General features: G+C 57.7%; 12 protein-coding genes and 1 pseudogene. 9 read left to right on the top strand and 4 right to left on the bottom strand.

The genetic code is table 11. The annotated features are described in order from the left end of the window. Positions 1 to 125: 125 nt before the first annotated feature. Together AWB67_RS27020 and AWB67_RS42015 are read right to left on the bottom strand one after the other, a co-directional pair. Positions 126 to 674, bottom strand: a pseudogene (locus AWB67_RS27020) (IS110 family RNA-guided transposase); the annotation flags it as partial. 138 nt (positions 675 to 812) lie between these two features. Beyond that, positions 813 to 1,490, bottom strand: a complete 678-nt coding sequence (locus tag AWB67_RS42015; protein WP_235025342.1) for a transposase — start codon at positions 1,488 to 1,490, stop codon at positions 813 to 815. A gap of 134 nt (positions 1,491 to 1,624) precedes the next feature. Between AWB67_RS42015 and AWB67_RS27010 the strand changes: the two genes are divergently transcribed. From AWB67_RS27010 to AWB67_RS26980, 7 genes are all read left to right on the top strand, one after another. Continuing rightward, entirely contained in the window at positions 1,625 to 1,948 is a 324-nt protein-coding gene (locus AWB67_RS27010; protein ID WP_235025341.1) for a hypothetical protein, read from the top strand. Positions 1,949 to 2,483: 535 nt separating this feature from the next. After that, a complete protein-coding gene (locus AWB67_RS27005; RefSeq protein ID WP_087659276.1) occupies positions 2,484 to 3,605 on the top strand; it encodes a metallophosphoesterase family protein in 1,122 nt (373 codons plus the stop codon). Next, positions 3,602 to 6,235: an AAA family ATPase gene (locus AWB67_RS27000; RefSeq protein WP_087659275.1), complete on the top strand. Its 2,634-nt coding sequence runs from the start codon at positions 3,602 to 3,604 to the stop codon at positions 6,233 to 6,235. The genes AWB67_RS27005 and AWB67_RS27000 overlap by 4 nt, the downstream gene beginning before the upstream one ends. Before the next feature lie 1,035 nt (positions 6,236 to 7,270). Further along, complete coding sequence (locus AWB67_RS26995) at positions 7,271 to 11,977, top strand: DUF3320 domain-containing protein (RefSeq protein WP_200822317.1); 4,707 nt, start codon at positions 7,271 to 7,273, stop codon at positions 11,975 to 11,977. Between the two features lie 766 nt (positions 11,978 to 12,743). Then, on the top strand, positions 12,744 to 13,409 hold the full coding sequence (locus AWB67_RS26990) for a hypothetical protein (RefSeq protein ID WP_087659274.1): 666 nt from the start codon (positions 12,744 to 12,746) through the stop codon (positions 13,407 to 13,409). Between the two features lie 125 nt (positions 13,410 to 13,534). After that, a complete protein-coding gene (locus AWB67_RS26985) occupies positions 13,535 to 14,488 on the top strand; it encodes a hypothetical protein (protein ID WP_087659273.1) in 954 nt (317 codons plus the stop codon). A 303-nt stretch (positions 14,489 to 14,791) separates the two neighbouring features. Continuing rightward, a complete protein-coding gene (locus tag AWB67_RS26980) occupies positions 14,792 to 15,778 on the top strand; it encodes a helix-turn-helix transcriptional regulator (protein WP_235025340.1) in 987 nt (328 codons plus the stop codon). Positions 15,779 to 15,821: 43 nt separating this feature from the next. On the opposite strand, the gene AWB67_RS26975 is transcribed toward AWB67_RS26980, so the two are convergent. Beyond that, the gene (locus AWB67_RS26975; protein WP_087659272.1) at positions 15,822 to 16,133 is read right to left on the bottom strand and encodes a hypothetical protein; all 312 of its coding nucleotides are present in this window, start codon (positions 16,131 to 16,133) and stop codon (positions 15,822 to 15,824) included. Positions 16,134 to 16,267: 134 nt separating this feature from the next. Here AWB67_RS26975 and AWB67_RS26970 point away from each other — a divergent pair, with 134 nt between their 5' ends. Continuing rightward, a complete protein-coding gene (locus tag AWB67_RS26970; RefSeq protein ID WP_087659271.1) occupies positions 16,268 to 16,681 on the top strand; it encodes a hypothetical protein in 414 nt (137 codons plus the stop codon). 48 nt (positions 16,682 to 16,729) lie between these two features. Further along, positions 16,730 to 17,050 (top strand): hypothetical protein, encoded by a 321-nt coding sequence (locus tag AWB67_RS26965; RefSeq protein ID WP_087659270.1) that lies wholly within the window; start codon positions 16,730 to 16,732, stop codon positions 17,048 to 17,050. Positions 17,051 to 17,113: 63 nt separating this feature from the next. On the opposite strand, the gene AWB67_RS26960 is transcribed toward AWB67_RS26965, so the two are convergent. Then, positions 17,114 to 17,920 (bottom strand): hypothetical protein, encoded by an 807-nt coding sequence (locus AWB67_RS26960; protein WP_235025343.1) that lies wholly within the window; start codon positions 17,918 to 17,920, stop codon positions 17,114 to 17,116. Between the last annotated feature and the right edge of the window lie 49 nt (positions 17,921 to 17,969).

Below are 17,969 nucleotides of genomic sequence, written 5' to 3'. Positions count from 1 at the left end.
GTCAGGTGGTTGCTGCGACACTTCCACTTTGGCACATTGATGCCGCTTCGGGTGGGGGCGTCCATTCCATTAAATCTCCTGTCACAGCCAAGATCCGAAGTCTCCTATATTTCCGGGGCGGTTCACCAGAGTTCGCGTAACGAGTCGATCAGCATCGCCGGTAGACGCTCGGCCAGCTTCGCCAGAACCCCGGGAATCGCTTTATCCAGCGCAGCGCGACTCTTGGCCATCACCTCGCCGTATTCTGTTAGCAAGCCCCGCAGACTGTTCATCTGCATCGTGCGGAACTTGATCTTCTGTTGCCGCAACCGATGCAGCGCCAATACAGCCTGCTGGGCTTCGGTCTTGACAGCGACGGGCTTGCTCGGCATCTGCGTGGCCATCCAGATCGCGCGAGCATCGGCAGGATCGTTCTTGTTGCCGATATTGAAAGCCTTGACGAACTTCGCCGGCATTAGCTTGACCTGATGGCCCATCTCAATCAATCGCCTTGCCCAATGCTGCGCACCACCGCAGGCCTCCATTCCGATGAGGCAAGGCTCGCGATTCGCAAAATGTTCGAAGAATGCGGCGCGCTTCAGTTGTTTGTTCATAATCTCGCCCGTGCCGGCATCCACCCAGTGAAGCTGGAAGACGTTCTTTGCGATGTCCACCCCGACCGTCGTATACTTCATTTCGGACCTCCGGTTAGCCTGTGAAGACCTCAATGATCTTCCATTTGGGCACTTTGATGCCGTCGGCCCGTGAGGGTCCGACTCTTCGGCGTCACCCACGTGGTAGGTGGGGGCGTTCATTCCATTTGTCGTGTCACTTTAATCACCTGAACTGCCGCATTGAGGTAAATCGTGTTCATCCCAACACCCATTCGCTCCCAAAAATGCATCGAACGCTGCCCTGGGAAAGATTGAGCGCGGTGATGCTGCGAGCAGTTTGGCCGGTCGCGACAGACCGCAAGCGTCCTTCGTCCAAATTGGGCACGTCGATGCCGTCGGCCCGCGAGGGTCCACTCCTTCAGCGTCTCGCGTCCATTTGGTGGGGCGTTCATTCCATTTGTCGCCATGTTTCGTGATGCCACTCAGCTTTGACTTGCCACCACTTGATCGCTGCATTGGCGTCAAACCCAACCACGCTGCGAGACGTCCGTTATTGAACTGCAGCGGATTTCCGGCGCCGCTGAACAATGCGGTCGCGACGAGTGGTCCGATGCCAGGAACTGTAGCAAGACGTTGGCAGCTTTCGTTGCGTTTGAATGTCCCGGCAATCTCGGACGCAAGGTCGTCGAGCCATCGCTGCAAGGCCGCCAACTGTTCGAGGCACATTGAACCAAGCCGCCGAAGCAGGATCGTGATGCGGTCATCAGCATCGTTGACGAGTGTCACGATACCCTGTTTCAACTGGACAATTCCCGTCCGGAAGTCAATGAAACCCATTACTGCGCCGAATACCCCCGTGGCCATGCCCACGAGACCGGTCCAATCGATATTAGCCATCCCGCCTCTCAGAACGTCGTATGTTGCCCGGATTCCAGCCGTGAGCGATATCACTTCAAGAAACGGAGGGCTCTGCCGTTATACCGTTCTGACAAGATTACTCACACGCAACGGGAAACACCATGAAGAGAAAAATGATCGCGGCCGCAATGCTCGCGACCGCGCTGTCGGGTTGTGCGACGAAACAATTCGCGAGCGTCGGAGAGGTGACACCCTTCGAACGGACGACGCTTACCTGTCGCGAGATCGACATCGAAATGGCGAAGACCCAGGGCGTGCAGAAAACGATTAGCGAGCAGGACAAGTTCGACGGGCGCAGCGTGCTCGCCTTCCTGGGCGACTTTGGGATCGGCAACGCAATGGCTAGATCCGCTGCGGAAGACAGCGCGATAAAGCGCATGGGGGAACTGCAAGCGACGCGCGCACAAAAAGGATGTACCTCGGCGGCGCCTGTGTAGCTCGATATCGCCCGATCGATATCGACGACGGTCGTCAAGCCGCGCTAGATACTGTCTGTGGAACGAATTGACCTTCTGTTCATCGACCAGAACGTCTAGACGTTGCAATTGATCGTCTGCAAGCCTGAGTCATCGTCGACGGCGGAGACACCGGGGGCCAGTGCCACCAACGAGCCAGAAAACTTACAGCCTCGTAGGGTTTCTCTCTAAAAATGCGCTGGGAACGTGGTTCGTTCAGCGTCCGATACACCGTGTTCAGCGCAACAGATCCACCGGACTTCACGTGAAACGATTGATCAATGTATTTAATTCGTTATCCTATTTAACTGTCCAGTGGTTCGCCGAGCGATGTCCTGGGCTGTCTAAAAAAAGCGGGATGTCGAGACCCCTTTTCCGCTTAAATCGATAATCGCGATTTGCCTCAGCAGGCCCTTTCCCTTTTTCAAAAGCGTGCTTAGAATGACCTGCATTCAATAACGGTCGTTATGCCGTCGAGCTCGCCGCGCAAAGACGACCACCACTCGGGGAGATTAAGTTGCCTTTGCTCATACACTCTGCTGACTGGCAGATTGGTGCCGCTTTTGGTCAGTTTGACCCAGAAGACGCGCTTTTTCTCGCGGCGGCGCGCATCGAATCTGTTAAAACGCTCGCGCGGGTCGCCACCAGCAAAAAGGCCGACCTTGTAGTCGTAACTGGCGACGTTTTCGACCAACAAACAATTCCCGACGCCCTCATCCGCAAGCTTTTCAACGCGATGGATGGATTCTCGGGCAAATGGGTGCTGCTCCCCGGAAATCACGACGCTGCGTTGGTCGAGAGCGTATGGACACGCGCCATGCGGCTCAACTGCCTGCCGGAAAACGTCACGGTCGTGCTCAAGCCGGGCACAATTTTGCTGGACGACCTCAAGATTGCGCTGCTGTGCGCACCCCTCACACAGCGCAAAACGTACGTTGACACAACCGAGTTCTTTGACACGGAGGTCACACCTGACGGCTACTTGCGAGTTGGACTTGCTCACGGAAGCGTCAAGGGCTACCTTCCTGACGACATTGACTCGACAAATCCTATTTCCGCGCAGCGCGCCGAGACCGCCCGCCTAGACTATCTCGCACTCGGCGACTGGCACGGCGCACTGAGCATCAACACACGGACTTGGTACGCTGGCACACACGAACAGGACCGTTTCAAGACCAACGAGCCCGGTTTTGCGCTGGCCGTCGAACTGACGGAGTCGGGCGCCGAGCCCGCAGTCTCTCGCGAGCGGGTGGGACAGTACAGTTGGCATCGCTGGGAGCGGACCGTGAGCGTCTCCTCGGATGCCGGCGAACTGGCGAGCGACCTTGCTGCGTTGGGCGAGGCCGACGTACTGCGCCTGACCGTTACAGGCTCTGCCGACATGACGGCGACGCACGTCATTGAGGACGTCATCGCACAGTGCCGAGCGAAGGTTCGCGCACTGCGCTACGACACGTCAGCACTCGGCCTACTGCCCTCGGATGAGGAGCTCGCAAATCTCGGCGCGCAGGGTGGTTATATTGCAACGGTAGTTGCACGCCTCAAAGAAATGCAGGAAGACACCACGCAGGGCCCGGCCGCCTCTGAGGCACTCAAGCTTCTCGCCCAAGCCCAACGAGATACGAAGGAGCCTGCATGATTATTGAACGTCTGTCGATTACGGACTTCAAGCAGTTTGCTAAGAAGCTCGACATCGAGAACCTTACCCCCGGATTGAACGTTTTCACGGGCAACAACGAGGCAGGCAAGAGCACCATCGCGGAAGCCGTGCGCACGCTCTTCCTGGAGCGTTACTCTACGACGTCAACCAAAGAAGACATTCTTCCATGGTCGAAGCCGAACGCGAGCCCTTCCATTGAGGCTACGTTCAGCCACAACGGGAATACCTACCTGCTGAGCAAGCAGTTTGTCACCGGGAAGCGTTGCAATCTGCTGAACGGTACGACAAGGCTCGACGGCGACGAGGCAGAAGAACACCTGGCAGAAATGTTCGGGTTCGCACGTTCGAAGAAGGGTGCCATCAGTGCTGACCAATCAGGCATCCCGGGACTGCTTTGGGTGCAACAAGGTGAATCCCATCGCGTCGCGGCGCGCGCGGCACCCGCTGCCGAGTACTTGCGCGGGGCGCTCGGACAGCTTTCCGGCGGAGAAGTTGTGGGCGGCGAGGACACCCTTATCAAGGCCGTCGAAAAGCAGCTTCTGCAATTGCGCACACCCTCGAAACGCGAGGCGAAAGCAAAAGGCGAGCTCGACAAGGTTGAGAAGGATGTCAATGCCCTCCTCGCGCAGCGCGCAATTTGGCAACAGCAACTCGATATGCTCGAGTTTGACCTCGGCAACCTCACGGCCCTGCAAGGCGCCTTTGACAAGGATGAGCGCGATAAGCCGTGGGTTGACCTCGAACGCCGAGCAGGCGAAGCGCGCGCGAAACTTGCAGAAGTGGCAAACGCCAAGCAGCTGCTCGACTCGCTCGGCCAGGACTTGAAGCTCAGCACGGTCACCCTCGCCGGGCATGTGCAGAAGGCAGCGACAGCCGACGCAGTAGAGAAAAATCTGACTCTGAATAAGGTCAAGCTCGAAGGCGCGCAAGCCGACGAAGTAGAAGCAGAAGTCGCATACACAACAGCGCTTGAGGCCGCCTCCGCAGCACAAGCTGAGTACGACGCCGCAACGGCCGCCGAAAAGCTCGCGAGCGCGGCCGCAACTGCTGCGGAGTTGCGCGAAGCGCTGGCAGCGCTCAAACGTGAGTTGACTGGACAGACCGAGGCGCTTGAGAAAGCCAACACTGTGCTCGCCGAGCTGGAAAAAGCGACTGCCGAGCGCGCAAAGGTCGAACTGGACCCCAAGAAGTTGAAAAAGCTGAAGAGCGTCCTCGACGAGCTGATGCCGTTGCGCGCCCAACAGGAAGCAACCGCCACGCGTATCGAGTACCGGCTCAACGGCGCAGTTCGGATTAACGACTCGGAAATCCGTGGCCGGGGCACGTTGGTGCTCGACACGGCGAAAACGCTCAAGCTTGCGGACGAAAGCGAGCTGACCATTGTTCCCGGCGGTTCCGACAGAGGGTCGCTCGTTGAAGAAATCGCCAAGCTCGAAGGCGAAGCGGCCAAGCTACTGGGCGCCATGGGCGTGGCGTCATTGACCGAGGCCGAGAACCGACTGGAGCACTGGAAAGCACTCGTTGCTGAGGTGTCGAAGCTCAAGGAAGTCCTGGAGATTCACGCCCCGGAAGGAATCGATTCTCTCAAAACCACTCTGACCGAAACCACGGGCCGTGAAGAGGCGGCGCGCATTCGACTGGCGGCATTGCCGGATACCAGCGACGCACTGCCGGTGACCACGGCAACATCGAACACGAAAAAGGCGAAACTTTGGCTGGACGCCGCCCACCTCGCAGAGAAGAACAGCGCCGAGAAGCGTTCCATCGCCAGGACGATGGTTCAGGGGCTGATTGAAACGGTGGCAGCAGCGGAAACGGAGGTGGCGACTCCGGCGTTTGTCCAAGCAAAGCTTAACGCGGGCTCGGCGATGTTCGCGGAAACCAACACCAATAAAATTCTCAAGGAAAAGGTGGTCGCTGCAGAGGCGGAATACGCGAAGCTCACACTGATTGACCCGCAGGTGGAGGTCGCACGGTTCGAGGCGTCCGCTCGTATCGCCCGGGACCAGCAAGACCAGCGTGAGAAGAAAATCATCGACGTTCGGGCACGCATTCAGGTCTCTGGAGGAAGTGGCGTAGAAGAAAACCTTTCGCGCTCGAAAGACGAGCTGGAGCTACTTCAAACACGCGCCCAACAGCTGACGCTGCGTGCAGATGCACTGGAACTGCTCAACGACTTACTCGTCGAGGAGCGTGACAACGCGATTACTCGGTTGCAGTCCCCGCTGACCAAGCGCCTCGAACATTACCTCAAGTGGCTTTTTCCTCAGTCGGTCATGACGCTCAGTGAGAACCTGGCACCCTTCACACTCAGTCGCGCCGAGCGATTTGACGAGTTAAGCGCTCTTAGCTATGGCACGCAGGAGCAGCTGGGAATCTTGACGCGGCTTGCATACGCAGACCTGCTCAAGGAGGCAGGCCGGCCAACCGTCCTGTTCTTCGACGACGCGGCCGTCCATACTGACGCCTTCCGGCGAGATGCAATCAAGCAGGCGCTGCTTGACGCCGCGACCCGCCACCAGATTTTCCTCTTCACTTGTCACCCGGAAAACTGGAATGACCTCGGCGTCGAGCAGCGAGCGCTCGAGGAGATGAAGGCAGCCGCATAAGGCGTCACCGCTACAAAAAAGAGAAATCCCACCGGCGAAAAGCAGGCGGGATTTTTCTTCAATCAGTCTACTGGTTGCGGGTTTCTCCAGGCAGGCGAATTTGTCGGCAAGCCGCGACAGGCCTCGATTTTTGGTTCTGTCGCGCTAAAGAAAGTGAGCTTAACAGGGACTGGCATGCTGTGGACTACTTACGCGGCTAACGAGTAGAACTGCTCTGCGGCAGACTGTCCGATGCCGCAGTCATTCGTGAACTGACCATTGTCGTGGACTTTGTCGCGGGGACGCGATTTCCCTATCCCGGGGTCGCGGGCGGGCACCCGGTTCACGACACCCAGATCAAGCGGCTCACTCGTAGCGACAATTCAGCCGCGCCAGCCTGTGAACTCTCCGATGAAAGTACTTCCCTTCGACCCCGAATGTAAGTTCCAAAATCCATGAGAGGTGCCGTTTTGCGACGCTGTGTACAAATTTGACACACCAACCTCAACGGAAGCAATAGGGGGACAGAAATTCGTGGCGAAGGCAAATTGCTGCTAGGCGAGCTTCGCGTAGGCCTCGTTAGGAAAGTTGGTTGCTTCCGGCTCAGCAACAGGGAGTGGCAGCGTGCCGAACTGAAGCCGTGTCACGTCGAGGCCTTCGTACTGGGCACTATCGATGGCCTGTATTAGCAAGCAAGCGGGGAGCACTCGGCGATTGTGCTCATCTCCTTCGAAGACCGTGCGACTGCTGCTGGCGTACCGGAAGACGCCCGGCGTGCCCTTATGGGGCACGCCATGACCCGCCGCTATGGACGGTGCTAACGAAAGCCGAGGGCGATGCCAGCCGCGTTCCCTCTTAGGCCGGAAATGAGTGCCGGTGCACGCAATTAACGACATCGATTCGAAAGAAGGTGAAGAGTCTGGTAAATTCGTCACACATACTGTGCGTACCGTCGCAACCTCCCTTAATTCGATAGGGCGCTTGGTCGAGACGCCGATAAAAAAACAACCGTCAAATGCGCGTAAAAAGCGACGGTGTGCAACGGGGTGCAAATAAGTGGCCAGTATTCCAATCGAAAAAAAAGCGGTTAACGCATCTGATCGGCCTGCCTTAATCCGGTTATTCAATGAAACGCGAAAGCGCTTGGTCGAAACTGGGACCCGCAACCGCCTTGTACATGTTAACCGGTCAAACACACGCGCGAACGTCATCAACATTGTCAACGAACGATCGCAGGACGTCTATTCGACCCTCGCCAGCCGAAAAACAATGCGGTTCCTAACCAACGGACGCGACAGCGACGACTCGAGCGACGGCATTCAGCTTGCCGATGCCCATAGTGCCGGGTTCGAGACGGCGCGCTATACAGATGCGAAGCTTGAGACGCGCATGGGTCCGGATGCCTTGCAAAAGAGGCTGTTGAAAATTGCGCGCGAGGCGCAGACCGCTGAGGAGGAGTCGGGGGTCAACATCCTCTATCTCGCACTTGGATTTCTTAAGTGGTTTGAAGAAAAGTCGTCGGCGGTGGCCCGAGAGGCGCCACTTCTCCTTTTGCCGGTCGAACTCATTCGCAATCAGCGCACGTCGACATATGATGTGCGCATCCGCGACGAAGAAATCCTCACCAACCTCCCGCTGCAGCAGCGTCTGAAAGACGATTTTGGTATCGATTTCCCCGAGGTTGAAGTCTCGGAGGAATGGGCCACAGCTGCCTACTTTGCGAAAGTTCGAGATGTCATTGCAGCAAAAAGCAATTGGAGCGTTGATGAAGATGGTATCCAATTAGGGTTCTTTTCATTTTCTAAGTTGCTCATGTATCGCGACCTGGCCATCGACTCATGGCCCGAAGGTGCGATCGCAGACCATGAATTAACCCGAGGACTGCTCTTCGAAGGGTTCGAGTTGGAAAAGCCGCTTTTTGGTCCAAATGACCGACTCGACGAGTTCCTTCCTCCCGAAAGACTATTGCACGTCGTCGACGCTGACGCGTCGCAGGCTCGCGTCATTGAGGAAGTTCGGTCGGGTCGCAATTTGGTGGTCCAAGGTCCGCCCGGTACCGGAAAGTCGCAAACCATAACGAATATCATCGCGGCCGCGGCCCAGGAAGGTAAGAGAGTTCTTTTCGTAGCGGAAAAAATGGCCGCTCTTTCGGTTGTCCACGACCGGCTCGTCAAAGTTGGTCTGCGCGACTTGTGTCTGGAACTGCATTCGCGCAGCGCGAACAAGAAAGCGGTCCTTGAAGAACTCGCTCGTACAATGGGCGCTGCAGCGTCAGTTCCTGCGTCACCAGATGCTCCGATTGCTCTGACCGCCGCGCGCGACCGATTGAATCACATTGCCGAAGCACTGCATCGTCCGATCAGCGCGACTGGAGAGACTCCCTTTTCCGTACTGAGCGCCCAGGCGCGCTACATCGGCAAAGGGGCGCCAACGCCGACCATTTCCAGCATTCACCTCGCTGAGATGACGCAAGAACAGGAGCGTCAGCTGCTGGAAATCGTGGCTCGATACGCGCAGTTATTGGCTGTCGAGGGAAACCCGGAGCAGCACCCGTTCGCAGGAACGAGAAACCTCGACTTACAACCGGTCGACTTGGCGCGTCTGAGCGCCGTTCTCGAGACGACTCGCTCAGCCTTAACACTGTTAGAGGAGGAGGCGAGTGCTTGCTTGAGTGCATTGCATTTTGCCGCACCGGCTACATTCGCTTCTGCCTCTGCCGTTTCAGACACTTTGAACCGTTTGGATGGGCTACCTCCGGGTGCCGCCAACGTTGCACGAGCTCTTCTAGCAATCCCCGACTTGCCTCGCCTGCGCAAAGCAGTGGAATGCGGGACTGCATGGCGGTCTGCACATGACGCTGCTTCGGTGACTTTCATTGACGCTGCTTTTTTGACGGCGCCATCTGGGCTTCGTGGACCTCTGATAAGTGGAGCAAGTTCTTTTTTCATCCGACTCGGGTCCGCCTATCGCGGCGCATCTCGCGAACTAGCTAGCCTCCTTCGCGGAACCCTGCCGAAATCTGCGCGTGAGCGAATTGGGCTTGTGGATCGCCTCGTTGAAGTAGCGACTCTTAAAGCCCAGTGGCAAGATGACCAAGAGTATTGCAGTCAATCACTAGGGGTAGCGTGGCGCGGAGAAAAAACCGACTTTGCGTCCGTGCTCCCAATTTTAGCGTGGTGCGAACAGGTAGCTGGCGCGCCCCTTAATTGCGCACCCGATGCGATCTTCGGAATGGTCGAGCATCACGATACCCTCGCAACTATGAGGAAAGTGCTTCGTGAGAAGGCGACAAAGGCCCGGCACGGCATTGATGAAATCGCTCGTATACTGAATCTTGATTTGGGAGTACTCGGCCCTAGCCTCGAGGTCGCCGAACTGGGTGGGATTGCATCACACTTTAACCGCATGACACGGACCACGGACCGGTACGGGAATTGGGCGAATCTGACCCGCTTGAACAAACGGTTAGAGTCTGCCGGTCTTTCAGACTTGGCAACAAAAATTCGGTCCGGAGACTTCGACGCGGCGAGCGCCGCTGTGGAACTGCGCTTTGCGCGCGCCGAACGACTCTGGCAAGTGGCTCTTGAAACGACACCCGAGCTCCGTGAGATCGGCGTGGAAAATCGTCATGAGCTCGTTCAGACATTCGCTTCACTCGAACGGCGCCGCTTGACGGAAAACGTAACGAGCATCTTGGCCGGACACTTGTCGCAAGTTCCGCAGGGTGCTACAGGAGAAATGAAGGTCGTCCGCGGCGAAATCGGCAAAAAACGTGGTCATATTGCGGTACGGAAGTTGTTTTCCGTAGCGGGCACCGCCGTACAGCGGATCAAGCCTGTTCTCCTCATGAGCCCAATTTCGGTTGCCCAGTATCTTCCGCCTGGAGCGTTGAGCTTTGACTTGCTTGTGATCGATGAAGCCTCTCAGGTACGCCCCGAGGACGCACTGGGCTCTATCGCTCGAGCGAAACAAGTCGTCGTTGTCGGTGACCAAAAACAGTTGCCGCCATCGTCTTTCTTTGATCGGCTCCTCGACGACGACATGGATGAGGATGCCGAGGAGATCGAGGGCGAGGATTTATTAGGTGGTGCAGCGAAGCTCGGCTCTATGGAAAGCATCCTCAGTCTATGCGAGGCACGCGGGCTTGGATCGAGAATGCTTCAATGGCATTACCGATCGCGAGACCCGTCGCTTATCCGGATGTCGAACAAGGAGTTCTACGACGACGGTCTGATCCTTCCTCCTTCGCCCCTTCAAAATGATCCAGCCTACGGTCTGTGCTTTACTCGTGTTGCTGGAGTCTACGACAAGGGCGGAAAACGGGACAACCGTATCGAAGGCGAAGCGATCGTCGGTCGTGTTGCCGAACATGCTCGCGCTCATCCGGAGCTTTCTCTTGGGATTGTCACGTTTTCAGCTACGCAAAAAAATCTAATAACCGAATTGTTGGAGTTGGCTCGACGCGTCGACTCCACGCTTGATGCTTTTCTACGGGAAGGACGAGCGGAAGACCTTTTTGTCAAAAATATCGAAAACGTGCAAGGTGATGAACGTGATGTGATCCTTGTGAGCGTCTGTTATGGACCGACCACGCCCGGTGGAAAACTCGGCAGTATGACTTTCGGACCGGTTAACTTGGAAGGTGGAGAGCGGCGCCTCAATGTCCTCTTTACTCGTGCGCGGGTCCGCTGCGAGATTTTCGCGTCGTTCGACCCGGGCGACATCGATCCCAGCCGAGTTAGTCGTGAAGGTGTACGCATCTTGAAGCGCTTTTTGGAGTATGCGAAGAGCGGCACAATGCACGATGCAAAGCCGAGCGGCGAGATTGCCGACTCGCCGTTTGAGGAGGATGTCACGGATGTGATTCGTAGCTTCGGCTACCTTGCGGACCCACAAGTAGGCTCAGCGGGATTCCGTATAGACATGGGCGTACGCCATCCGGATCGACCGGGCACCTACATACTTGCAGTCGAGTGCGACGGTGCCACCTACCACAGCGCTCTGTGGGCCCGGGAACGCGATCGCCTGCGACAGGATGTACTTGAGCATCTCGGTTGGCGGTTCCATAGAATCTGGAGTACCGACTGGTTCTACAATCGGCGTGTCGAAATCGACCGCTTGCGCGTCGCCCTCAACGCCGCCCGCGGAATAGCAGAAGCCGGTGTCGTTATAGAGGGGGCCAACAGGGCGCTTTCAAAACCGGCCGGTGGTTTTGAGACGACCAATAGTATGTTTGCGGTCCCAGAGGTTGTTGAGCGGCAGATGCCCGCATACCAGCGCGCGCATTTCCCAATCAGCACTCGGCAAGAGCCTCATGAGATCGCAGTCTCGGTATTGGCTGACTTGACAAAACGGATCGTCGAAGCTGAAGGTCCCATTCATTTCGAAGAAGCAGCACGTCGAGTTGCTGCGTGTTTTGGCAAGGAAAAAGCAGGAGCTCGGATCGTGACGGCGACGCGGCAAGCCCTGGCTCATGCGCAGACAAGTAATCTTGACGTCGGGTCAGATGGCACTTTTTGGTACACCAATGCTCAATCCGAAGCGCCCTTAGTAAGGGATCGGTCCGGCGAAAGCGGGGCCACCTTGAAAGCGGCGAGCATTTCGCCGCTCGAGATCCGGGCAGCATTGGCAATCGCCAAAGACGATAGCGCAGGTGGAACTGACGCTGACTTAATCAGGAGCGCAGCCAGGCTGATGGGCTTCCGGCGTGTCGGGCCGGATCTGCAAGCTAGTCTTGCTGCCTCTCTTGCCGCAATGAATTAACCGATTAGCAGATCCGGTCGAGGTGAGCGCAATCGCTCGACCTCCCTTTGACGCGGCGACAGACTAACGATCAGAAGCGCTTTGCCGGGCACCGGACGGACTCAACGCTGGAATGTTCTACCTCATGACGTCGCGGAGATGGAACGAAAGACCGAACTCAGCCAGCGGCCGTTTTGTCACCTCGTCACGTCGCTAGGTTGAGTGACTGATTCGCTCGAAAAACGTTCCGCGAGGTTGCCTCTACTCGGTCGACCGGGATGGGTCGAGTACGGTCGCTCGCCTCGAAGGAATTTGCTGGAGGGCGTTGGTCATGGCGTCTCGCACCGGTTGCCGATTTTGGCTTGCTTGAAGAGTGACGGTTCTCCAACGGACTCCGTGCGCAATCCGTTACATAGGAATCCTACATTCATTGATAAGACGGCGTTATGTCAACCGATCGCTCGGCGCACCGGTGACCATGTTGTGCAGCGCGACGCGCGTAACGGGCGCGGCAATTAGGCGCTGACCCGCGTGATTGCGGACATCTACCGCCATACTTTCCGATTGTGTAGGCAGCCGCTCCGTCGACCACTTTCAACGCACCGGCCGAAGCATACCCGCGCAGGAGCAGCTAGCCTATAAAAGGCAAGAGTCGGACGCCTCCACATAAGACCAGTCCTTTTGATTCTTGCCTTCAGGCAGATATTGGCGTGAATACACTCGTGTCCGACTTCAGATTTGTCAGCCCGGGGTCGATATTAAGGTGACTCGACAAAGGTTTCGGAGCATGGAAAAGAACAACCCAATCAACGAGGGTTTTCGTAGGGCATTTGAGAGCGCATGCGAAACCTTTCTTGGTAGGGCCGCCGGCACCTACACCGTCTGCACCCGAAAAACCGAGAAAGAGTTCCGTGAATGTGTCTATGAACCGCTGGTAAAAGACTCCAGTATCGGTCCCTATACTCTCAGGGCGGCTTTTCCCAAGGACGAACAGCCCGATTGGCATAATTACCTCCGATTGGCGTGCGGCTTCGAAATCACGGCGCGGATCGTATTCGGCAAAGGGCAAGCTTCGAGAGCCTGGACGATGCTGTGCGACGCGTACTACTACCTCGGCAAGACGCAGAGCAGAGGGATGGCGACAGTCGGCGCGAAGCGCGCGATGGCGCGAAGAAGCAGCAAGGGCGGAAGTAAGCGGAACTTGCCGAAAGCCAGAGTCAAGGAGCACGCTCTCGCCCTTGTCGCCGGCAGAGCGCATGAATTCCGGAGCCGCAATCATGCAGCGACCAGCTTGGCTTCCGAGGTCCTCGCTTTCGCCAAGGCAAGCAACATAGTGATGTTCGAAACACAGATGGTCAACAACCTCAACCGGTGGTTCAAGAGCGTCGAATTTGGTCGGAAAACTTTGGCTGAAGTACATAAGCCTATACCGGAAGTTTCTTACCGCTCGTAGAATTCATCGGGTCGATTAGCAACCGATGCTTTCCTGATACTGGTGTGATGAGATGCGGAAGGCCGGAGATATCCGCATATCGCGCCGCATAAATGGCCAATAAGACTAAACGGGGAGAATATCACTTGAACTGGACGACCGAGAAGCTGCAGCAGCTCTCCAAGAAATCCCTCGCGACGCTTCGTGCGAACGCCCTTGCCCGGAACGGCTCGGCACTCGTCGAACTCATCGACAGCCTGCCCGACGCAACGCAGACGCCCACGCCTCGCCGTGCGCAGGTGCTCGAATGGGCGGATGCCGAGATCGCGCGCGTCGCCGAGAAACTAACGAAGCTGCCCAGGATTTGCGAAAGCGATGCCGGAGAGCAGCGCGCAGCCCTTCCGTCGAAGTTGCACACGCTGACAGTGGGAGCGTTTTGGCACATGTATGTCTGCTGTGCCTTCTCCACGCAAGAAAGATCCGGTCCCAATTCCAATCTTTACCGCTTCGAGCACAGCGCCAGCGTCCTCCTCGACCCGAATTGCGTGCTGTCTCAGTACAAGGTGTCGGGCTGGATCGAAGCGGAGGTGCGCGCCCACCATTTCTGGCGCGTGTCGGCCAATGTGAAGATCGTCGAATGCGTCGCCGGCTTGCTCGATCTTGCGACTGCCGAGCGCAACGGTGCGCCGGTCGCTTCCATGCTGCTGAAAAACCTGCCCGTTGCGGGGGAGCACGCGCTGCGCCTTTTCCGCGATCTGGCCGCCGGCGTGGAGGACGATCATGATCTCCCGTCGTCCTACGCTTTCAGCAAAGCACTCCGCCCGCACACGGAGAAGCTTTACGGTGTCGGCGACAAGCAACTGCGCAACATCCTCCTCAATACTGGACTGGCAGTCAACGTCTTGCCGCTCGATTCGCGCTGGCAGAACTGGTTGAAAATCGAGTGCGGCATCGACATCGACATTACTTCCCATGCGAAATATCTGCTCGCCGAGCACCTGATCCGTCTGGCCGTGATCGAGATTCAACCCGTGCGCCCCGATTTGTCCAGTCTGGCTCTCGTGGATCGCCTCGTGTTCGATAGCTTCGATGTGCCTTAAGCCTTTCTAGTTCACGCACGGGTCAGTTCGCACGTGATCGTATCCGCGGTGGCTGGCCGATGTGCGCTTTATAGTATGTCAGAGCCGGCGATCGAAGTTGTGCCGCGAACATGGCCCAAGTCAGCTGCGTCGATCGCTCTCGAGCGAGCGCGCCCCGAAAGGGAACAGGTGAATTCCGCGATTCAACGTTCGACTACTGCACTAGGCGCGAGAGAAAACGAGTAAAACATGGCGGTGGACCTAACAAGTTTAGACGAATCGATTCTCGAGTTCTTGCCTACTTCACGGCACGAGATCAAGTGGATGTCGACGCCTGAAGTAATGTCGGTCTTGGAAAGGAAGGGCCACAGAACCTATATCAGGAAAGTTAGGCGGCATCTTGAGGCGCTCGAGAAGAAGAAACTGGTCATTTCGACGCAGGAAGAAGGCCGGCGCGAAATCCTCTGGCAGCGCGTGCCGTTCCTGAGCGGCGCGAGCAGCAGCGCGTCGTTGATGGTGGCATCGGAGGCCGTTGCGTTCCGCATGCTCCAGCGCATCGCCAGACACACGTTGCCCACCGTCATTCTCGGCGACATCAACAACCTCTTTCGCGCCGCGGAAGTGCGCCTCTCTCAGGAGCACGTCGACGGGCGTCTACATCGTGCCTGGCCGGGTAAAGTCGATTCGGTCGACGGTTCCTTCGCTCTGATCCGCCCGGCGCCCGGGGAAGACGTCTTCAATGCCATCAAGACGGCGCTTTTTTTCGAGCGCGTGCTGGAGGTGAAATACCGCCCTCTGTCGATGACCGGTAACGTCGAGCCGAAGAGAAAGGCTTTGTGGCCCCTCGCGCTCGTCGAGTCCGCGGGCGTCATGTATCTCGTCGCGCAAGATCCGGCGCATGCCCCGAGCCCGCGTAAGCCAAATCCGCTGCGCGGCCTGTTCCGGCTCGATCGCATGCTCGAAGCCTGCGAAAACGGCAAGACGTTCACTTACCCGGAAGACTTCAGCCTGCGCGAGTTCATCGAACACGAGCAGCAGTTCGACTTCAAGGTCGAAGAGCCCGTGCTTCTGCGGCTCGCATTCGAGGGCAACACCGGCAACCATTTGCTGGACTGGCGCATCTCGGACGATCAGGCGCCGCCGGTACGGCTCGAAGACGGCCGTCTGCTCATCGCGGCCACGGTCCGGCCTAGCCTGAAGTTGCGCTGGTGGCTGCGCTCGTTCGGGTCGAATGTGGAGATTCTGGAGCCGCAGCATCTCCGCGAGGAGTTCGCCGCTGATTACCGCAAGAGCGCCAGTCGTTATGAATAAGTTTCGCGCCACATGGCCGACGCCCTACGGATCTTGAAACGCGTCACTTTCCGGCCGCCTCCCAGATGAGACCGACAAGCTGGTTCCCGTTGCCGACCGTGCGGAAGTTCGCGTCGTAGGTACGGTCCGCACGGCAATCGTAAGTACCGACGCTGCGAAAGTTGGCATCGTAGGCGCGTTGCCTGCCATCGGCAAGCGTATCGATGCTGCCGATGACGCGGAAGTTATTGTCGCGGATATATTCCTTGCTCATCTGAGTGCTCCGTGAGGGATTCTTGTTTTGAACGCACGCCGCCTCCGCGCCCGCATGGACGACGGCGAGAGCGAGAACGACACGCATGACGAAGGTCTTCATGAGTGGTCTCCTTTGCCACGACGCCATTGAACCCGCCGACAGGGACAACATCCGTCCTCGCGTGAACAAGCGCCGCGAGGACGGCCCATGTCCCTTGCATGAGGAGAATGGTTCTGTGAGAACAAGGAGGCCCCATGCCGATGCTTCTGCAGCACATCGATGCCATTGCTCGCGCCAAACAACGTGACGTGCTCTATCTGACGTTTCCGCCCGCAGAGCCGCTAGCGGAGCCTCGAAGGTCATACGAGAGTTTGGATAGCCGCAAGCAGATCATCGCGTGGCTGGAGGCGAACGCGATCGACTGGACGATGTGCGGTCACTTCGCCCGCGAGAACACGATGCGTTCTTATGCGGGCCAGATCTACATCGACGTGCCCTACGACTCAGAGGACCCGACCTATCAGCGCGTTCAGGCGTTTCTCGAATTCGCGGATGGCTCGATGCGCTTTGAAGACGTCAGGTTCTGGGTCGTGTCGCTCGAACAGGCGATGAAAAACGCACATCACGACGAGCCCGGATTCTGGGAGCGCTGGGCCGACAATTTCTGAGCTGGCGTCCAACATACCCTTCGAAACCGAAGTTACGTCCGGAGCACGGTGTTGATCGAGCGTGGCGTCCTGCAGTCCATCGAAATCGAATACGCGCGGGAGCGGCGCTACCGGCAGCGGCGGCAGCCGTCCAGCCATCGTGCGCCGCGCTATCGCGTGTGCTACCGGCTCGACAATCGCGCGGAGCGCGCGATCATGGCGATCGCGCCGTTTCCGCGTTACCTCATCGCGGAGCTGCGCGGCAGCCAGCCCGGTGACGAGATCGAAGCGTGGCTGTCAGACGACGGCGCGAGCCTCATCGACTGGAAGAATCTCTCGGTGCATCGCCTACTCGAAAAAACGGGCACAACGTGGGACGTTTCGGATTGACTTGGGCCAGACGCGGGGCAAGCGCGGGCCGTTTGGCCCGGCCGCCCCGATGACCGCCACGCTTCAGACGATGCACAGCGCAGTGCGTTCATGAGCCTTCGAACCGCGGGGCGCCCACTCCTTGAGCAGGCGTTCATAGTCCCCGCGGTACTCATGTCCTCGTGCTACGAGAATTTCGCGCTCCGCGTACGCAAGATCAAGGTTGCCGGTATGAAGGTACGCCGCATAAAGCGCCGTGCGCAATTGAATGTAGAACAAATGCGTCTTGCTTCCAGGCGCAAGCGGACGGCGGCAGTCGACCGGATAGATCTTGTCGAGTTCAGCAATTGCCGCCCGGCCCTTCCAGTCGACGAGTTCGTGCTGCTCATCGAGCAGGCGGCATTTGACGACCGTAGCTGCTGCGGAAAGAAGAGAAGGCCGATAGACGGTTTCGTTCTGCGCCGCGTCGCCCTGTAACACCAACTGGCGCGACACGGTCAACGCTTCGAACTCTTCATCCTGGCACTGCGCGGCAAGACACGGTTCGAGGTGCGCATACTCTTCACCTTCTATAACCTTGACGCTGTACGAGTACAGGGGCTCTTCAATCGGTACAAATGGCTTGAGCCCGGCCAATTCGAGCCAGTTGCTCGCACCCATCAATTCGGCCGTCAACTGATATGCATGAGGCGCATCGATGGCCAGCGCGCTGGCGAGTCGGTCGGCAAACGTTCGCACGACGACGCGCGGCAGCACCGCGAGCGGCATATCGTCGGCGGCTGGCTGAAACCATGCGGCAGCAGTGTCGATGAACTGCCACGCCTGTTCCTTGAAGTCTTCGGGCGTCTCCACGAGTTCGAACTGTTCTTCGAGACGTTTCCAGTCGAGCATCACGCTCGCACGGGCAATCGCATCGCGGCTGCTTTCGATGCTGATTCCA

The organism is Caballeronia terrestris (genome assembly GCF_001544515.1).
GTDB classification, from domain to species: domain Bacteria; phylum Pseudomonadota; class Gammaproteobacteria; order Burkholderiales; family Burkholderiaceae; genus Caballeronia; species Caballeronia terrestris.
The sequence above is the reverse complement of the archived record's forward strand: the minus strand, read 5'-3'. Positions and strand labels throughout refer to the sequence as shown.

Coding starts and splice junctions, on each gene's coding strand:
- AWB67_RS42015 (WP_235025342.1), bottom strand. CDS start 1,490: ATGGCTAATATCGATTGGACCGGTCTCGTGGGCATGGCCACGGGGGTA.
- AWB67_RS27010 (WP_235025341.1), top strand. CDS start 1,625: ATGATCGCGGCCGCAATGCTCGCGACCGCGCTGTCGGGTTGTGCGACG.
- AWB67_RS27000 (WP_087659275.1), top strand. CDS start 3,602: ATGATTATTGAACGTCTGTCGATTACGGACTTCAAGCAGTTTGCTAAG.
- AWB67_RS26990 (WP_087659274.1), top strand. CDS start 12,744: ATGGAAAAGAACAACCCAATCAACGAGGGTTTTCGTAGGGCATTTGAG.
- AWB67_RS26980 (WP_235025340.1), top strand. CDS start 14,792: ATGTCGACGCCTGAAGTAATGTCGGTCTTGGAAAGGAAGGGCCACAGA.
- AWB67_RS26975 (WP_087659272.1), bottom strand. CDS start 16,133: ATGAAGACCTTCGTCATGCGTGTCGTTCTCGCTCTCGCCGTCGTCCAT.
- AWB67_RS26970 (WP_087659271.1), top strand. CDS start 16,268: ATGCCGATGCTTCTGCAGCACATCGATGCCATTGCTCGCGCCAAACAA.
- AWB67_RS26960 (WP_235025343.1), bottom strand. CDS start 17,920: ATGCTCGACTGGAAACGTCTCGAAGAACAGTTCGAACTCGTGGAGACG.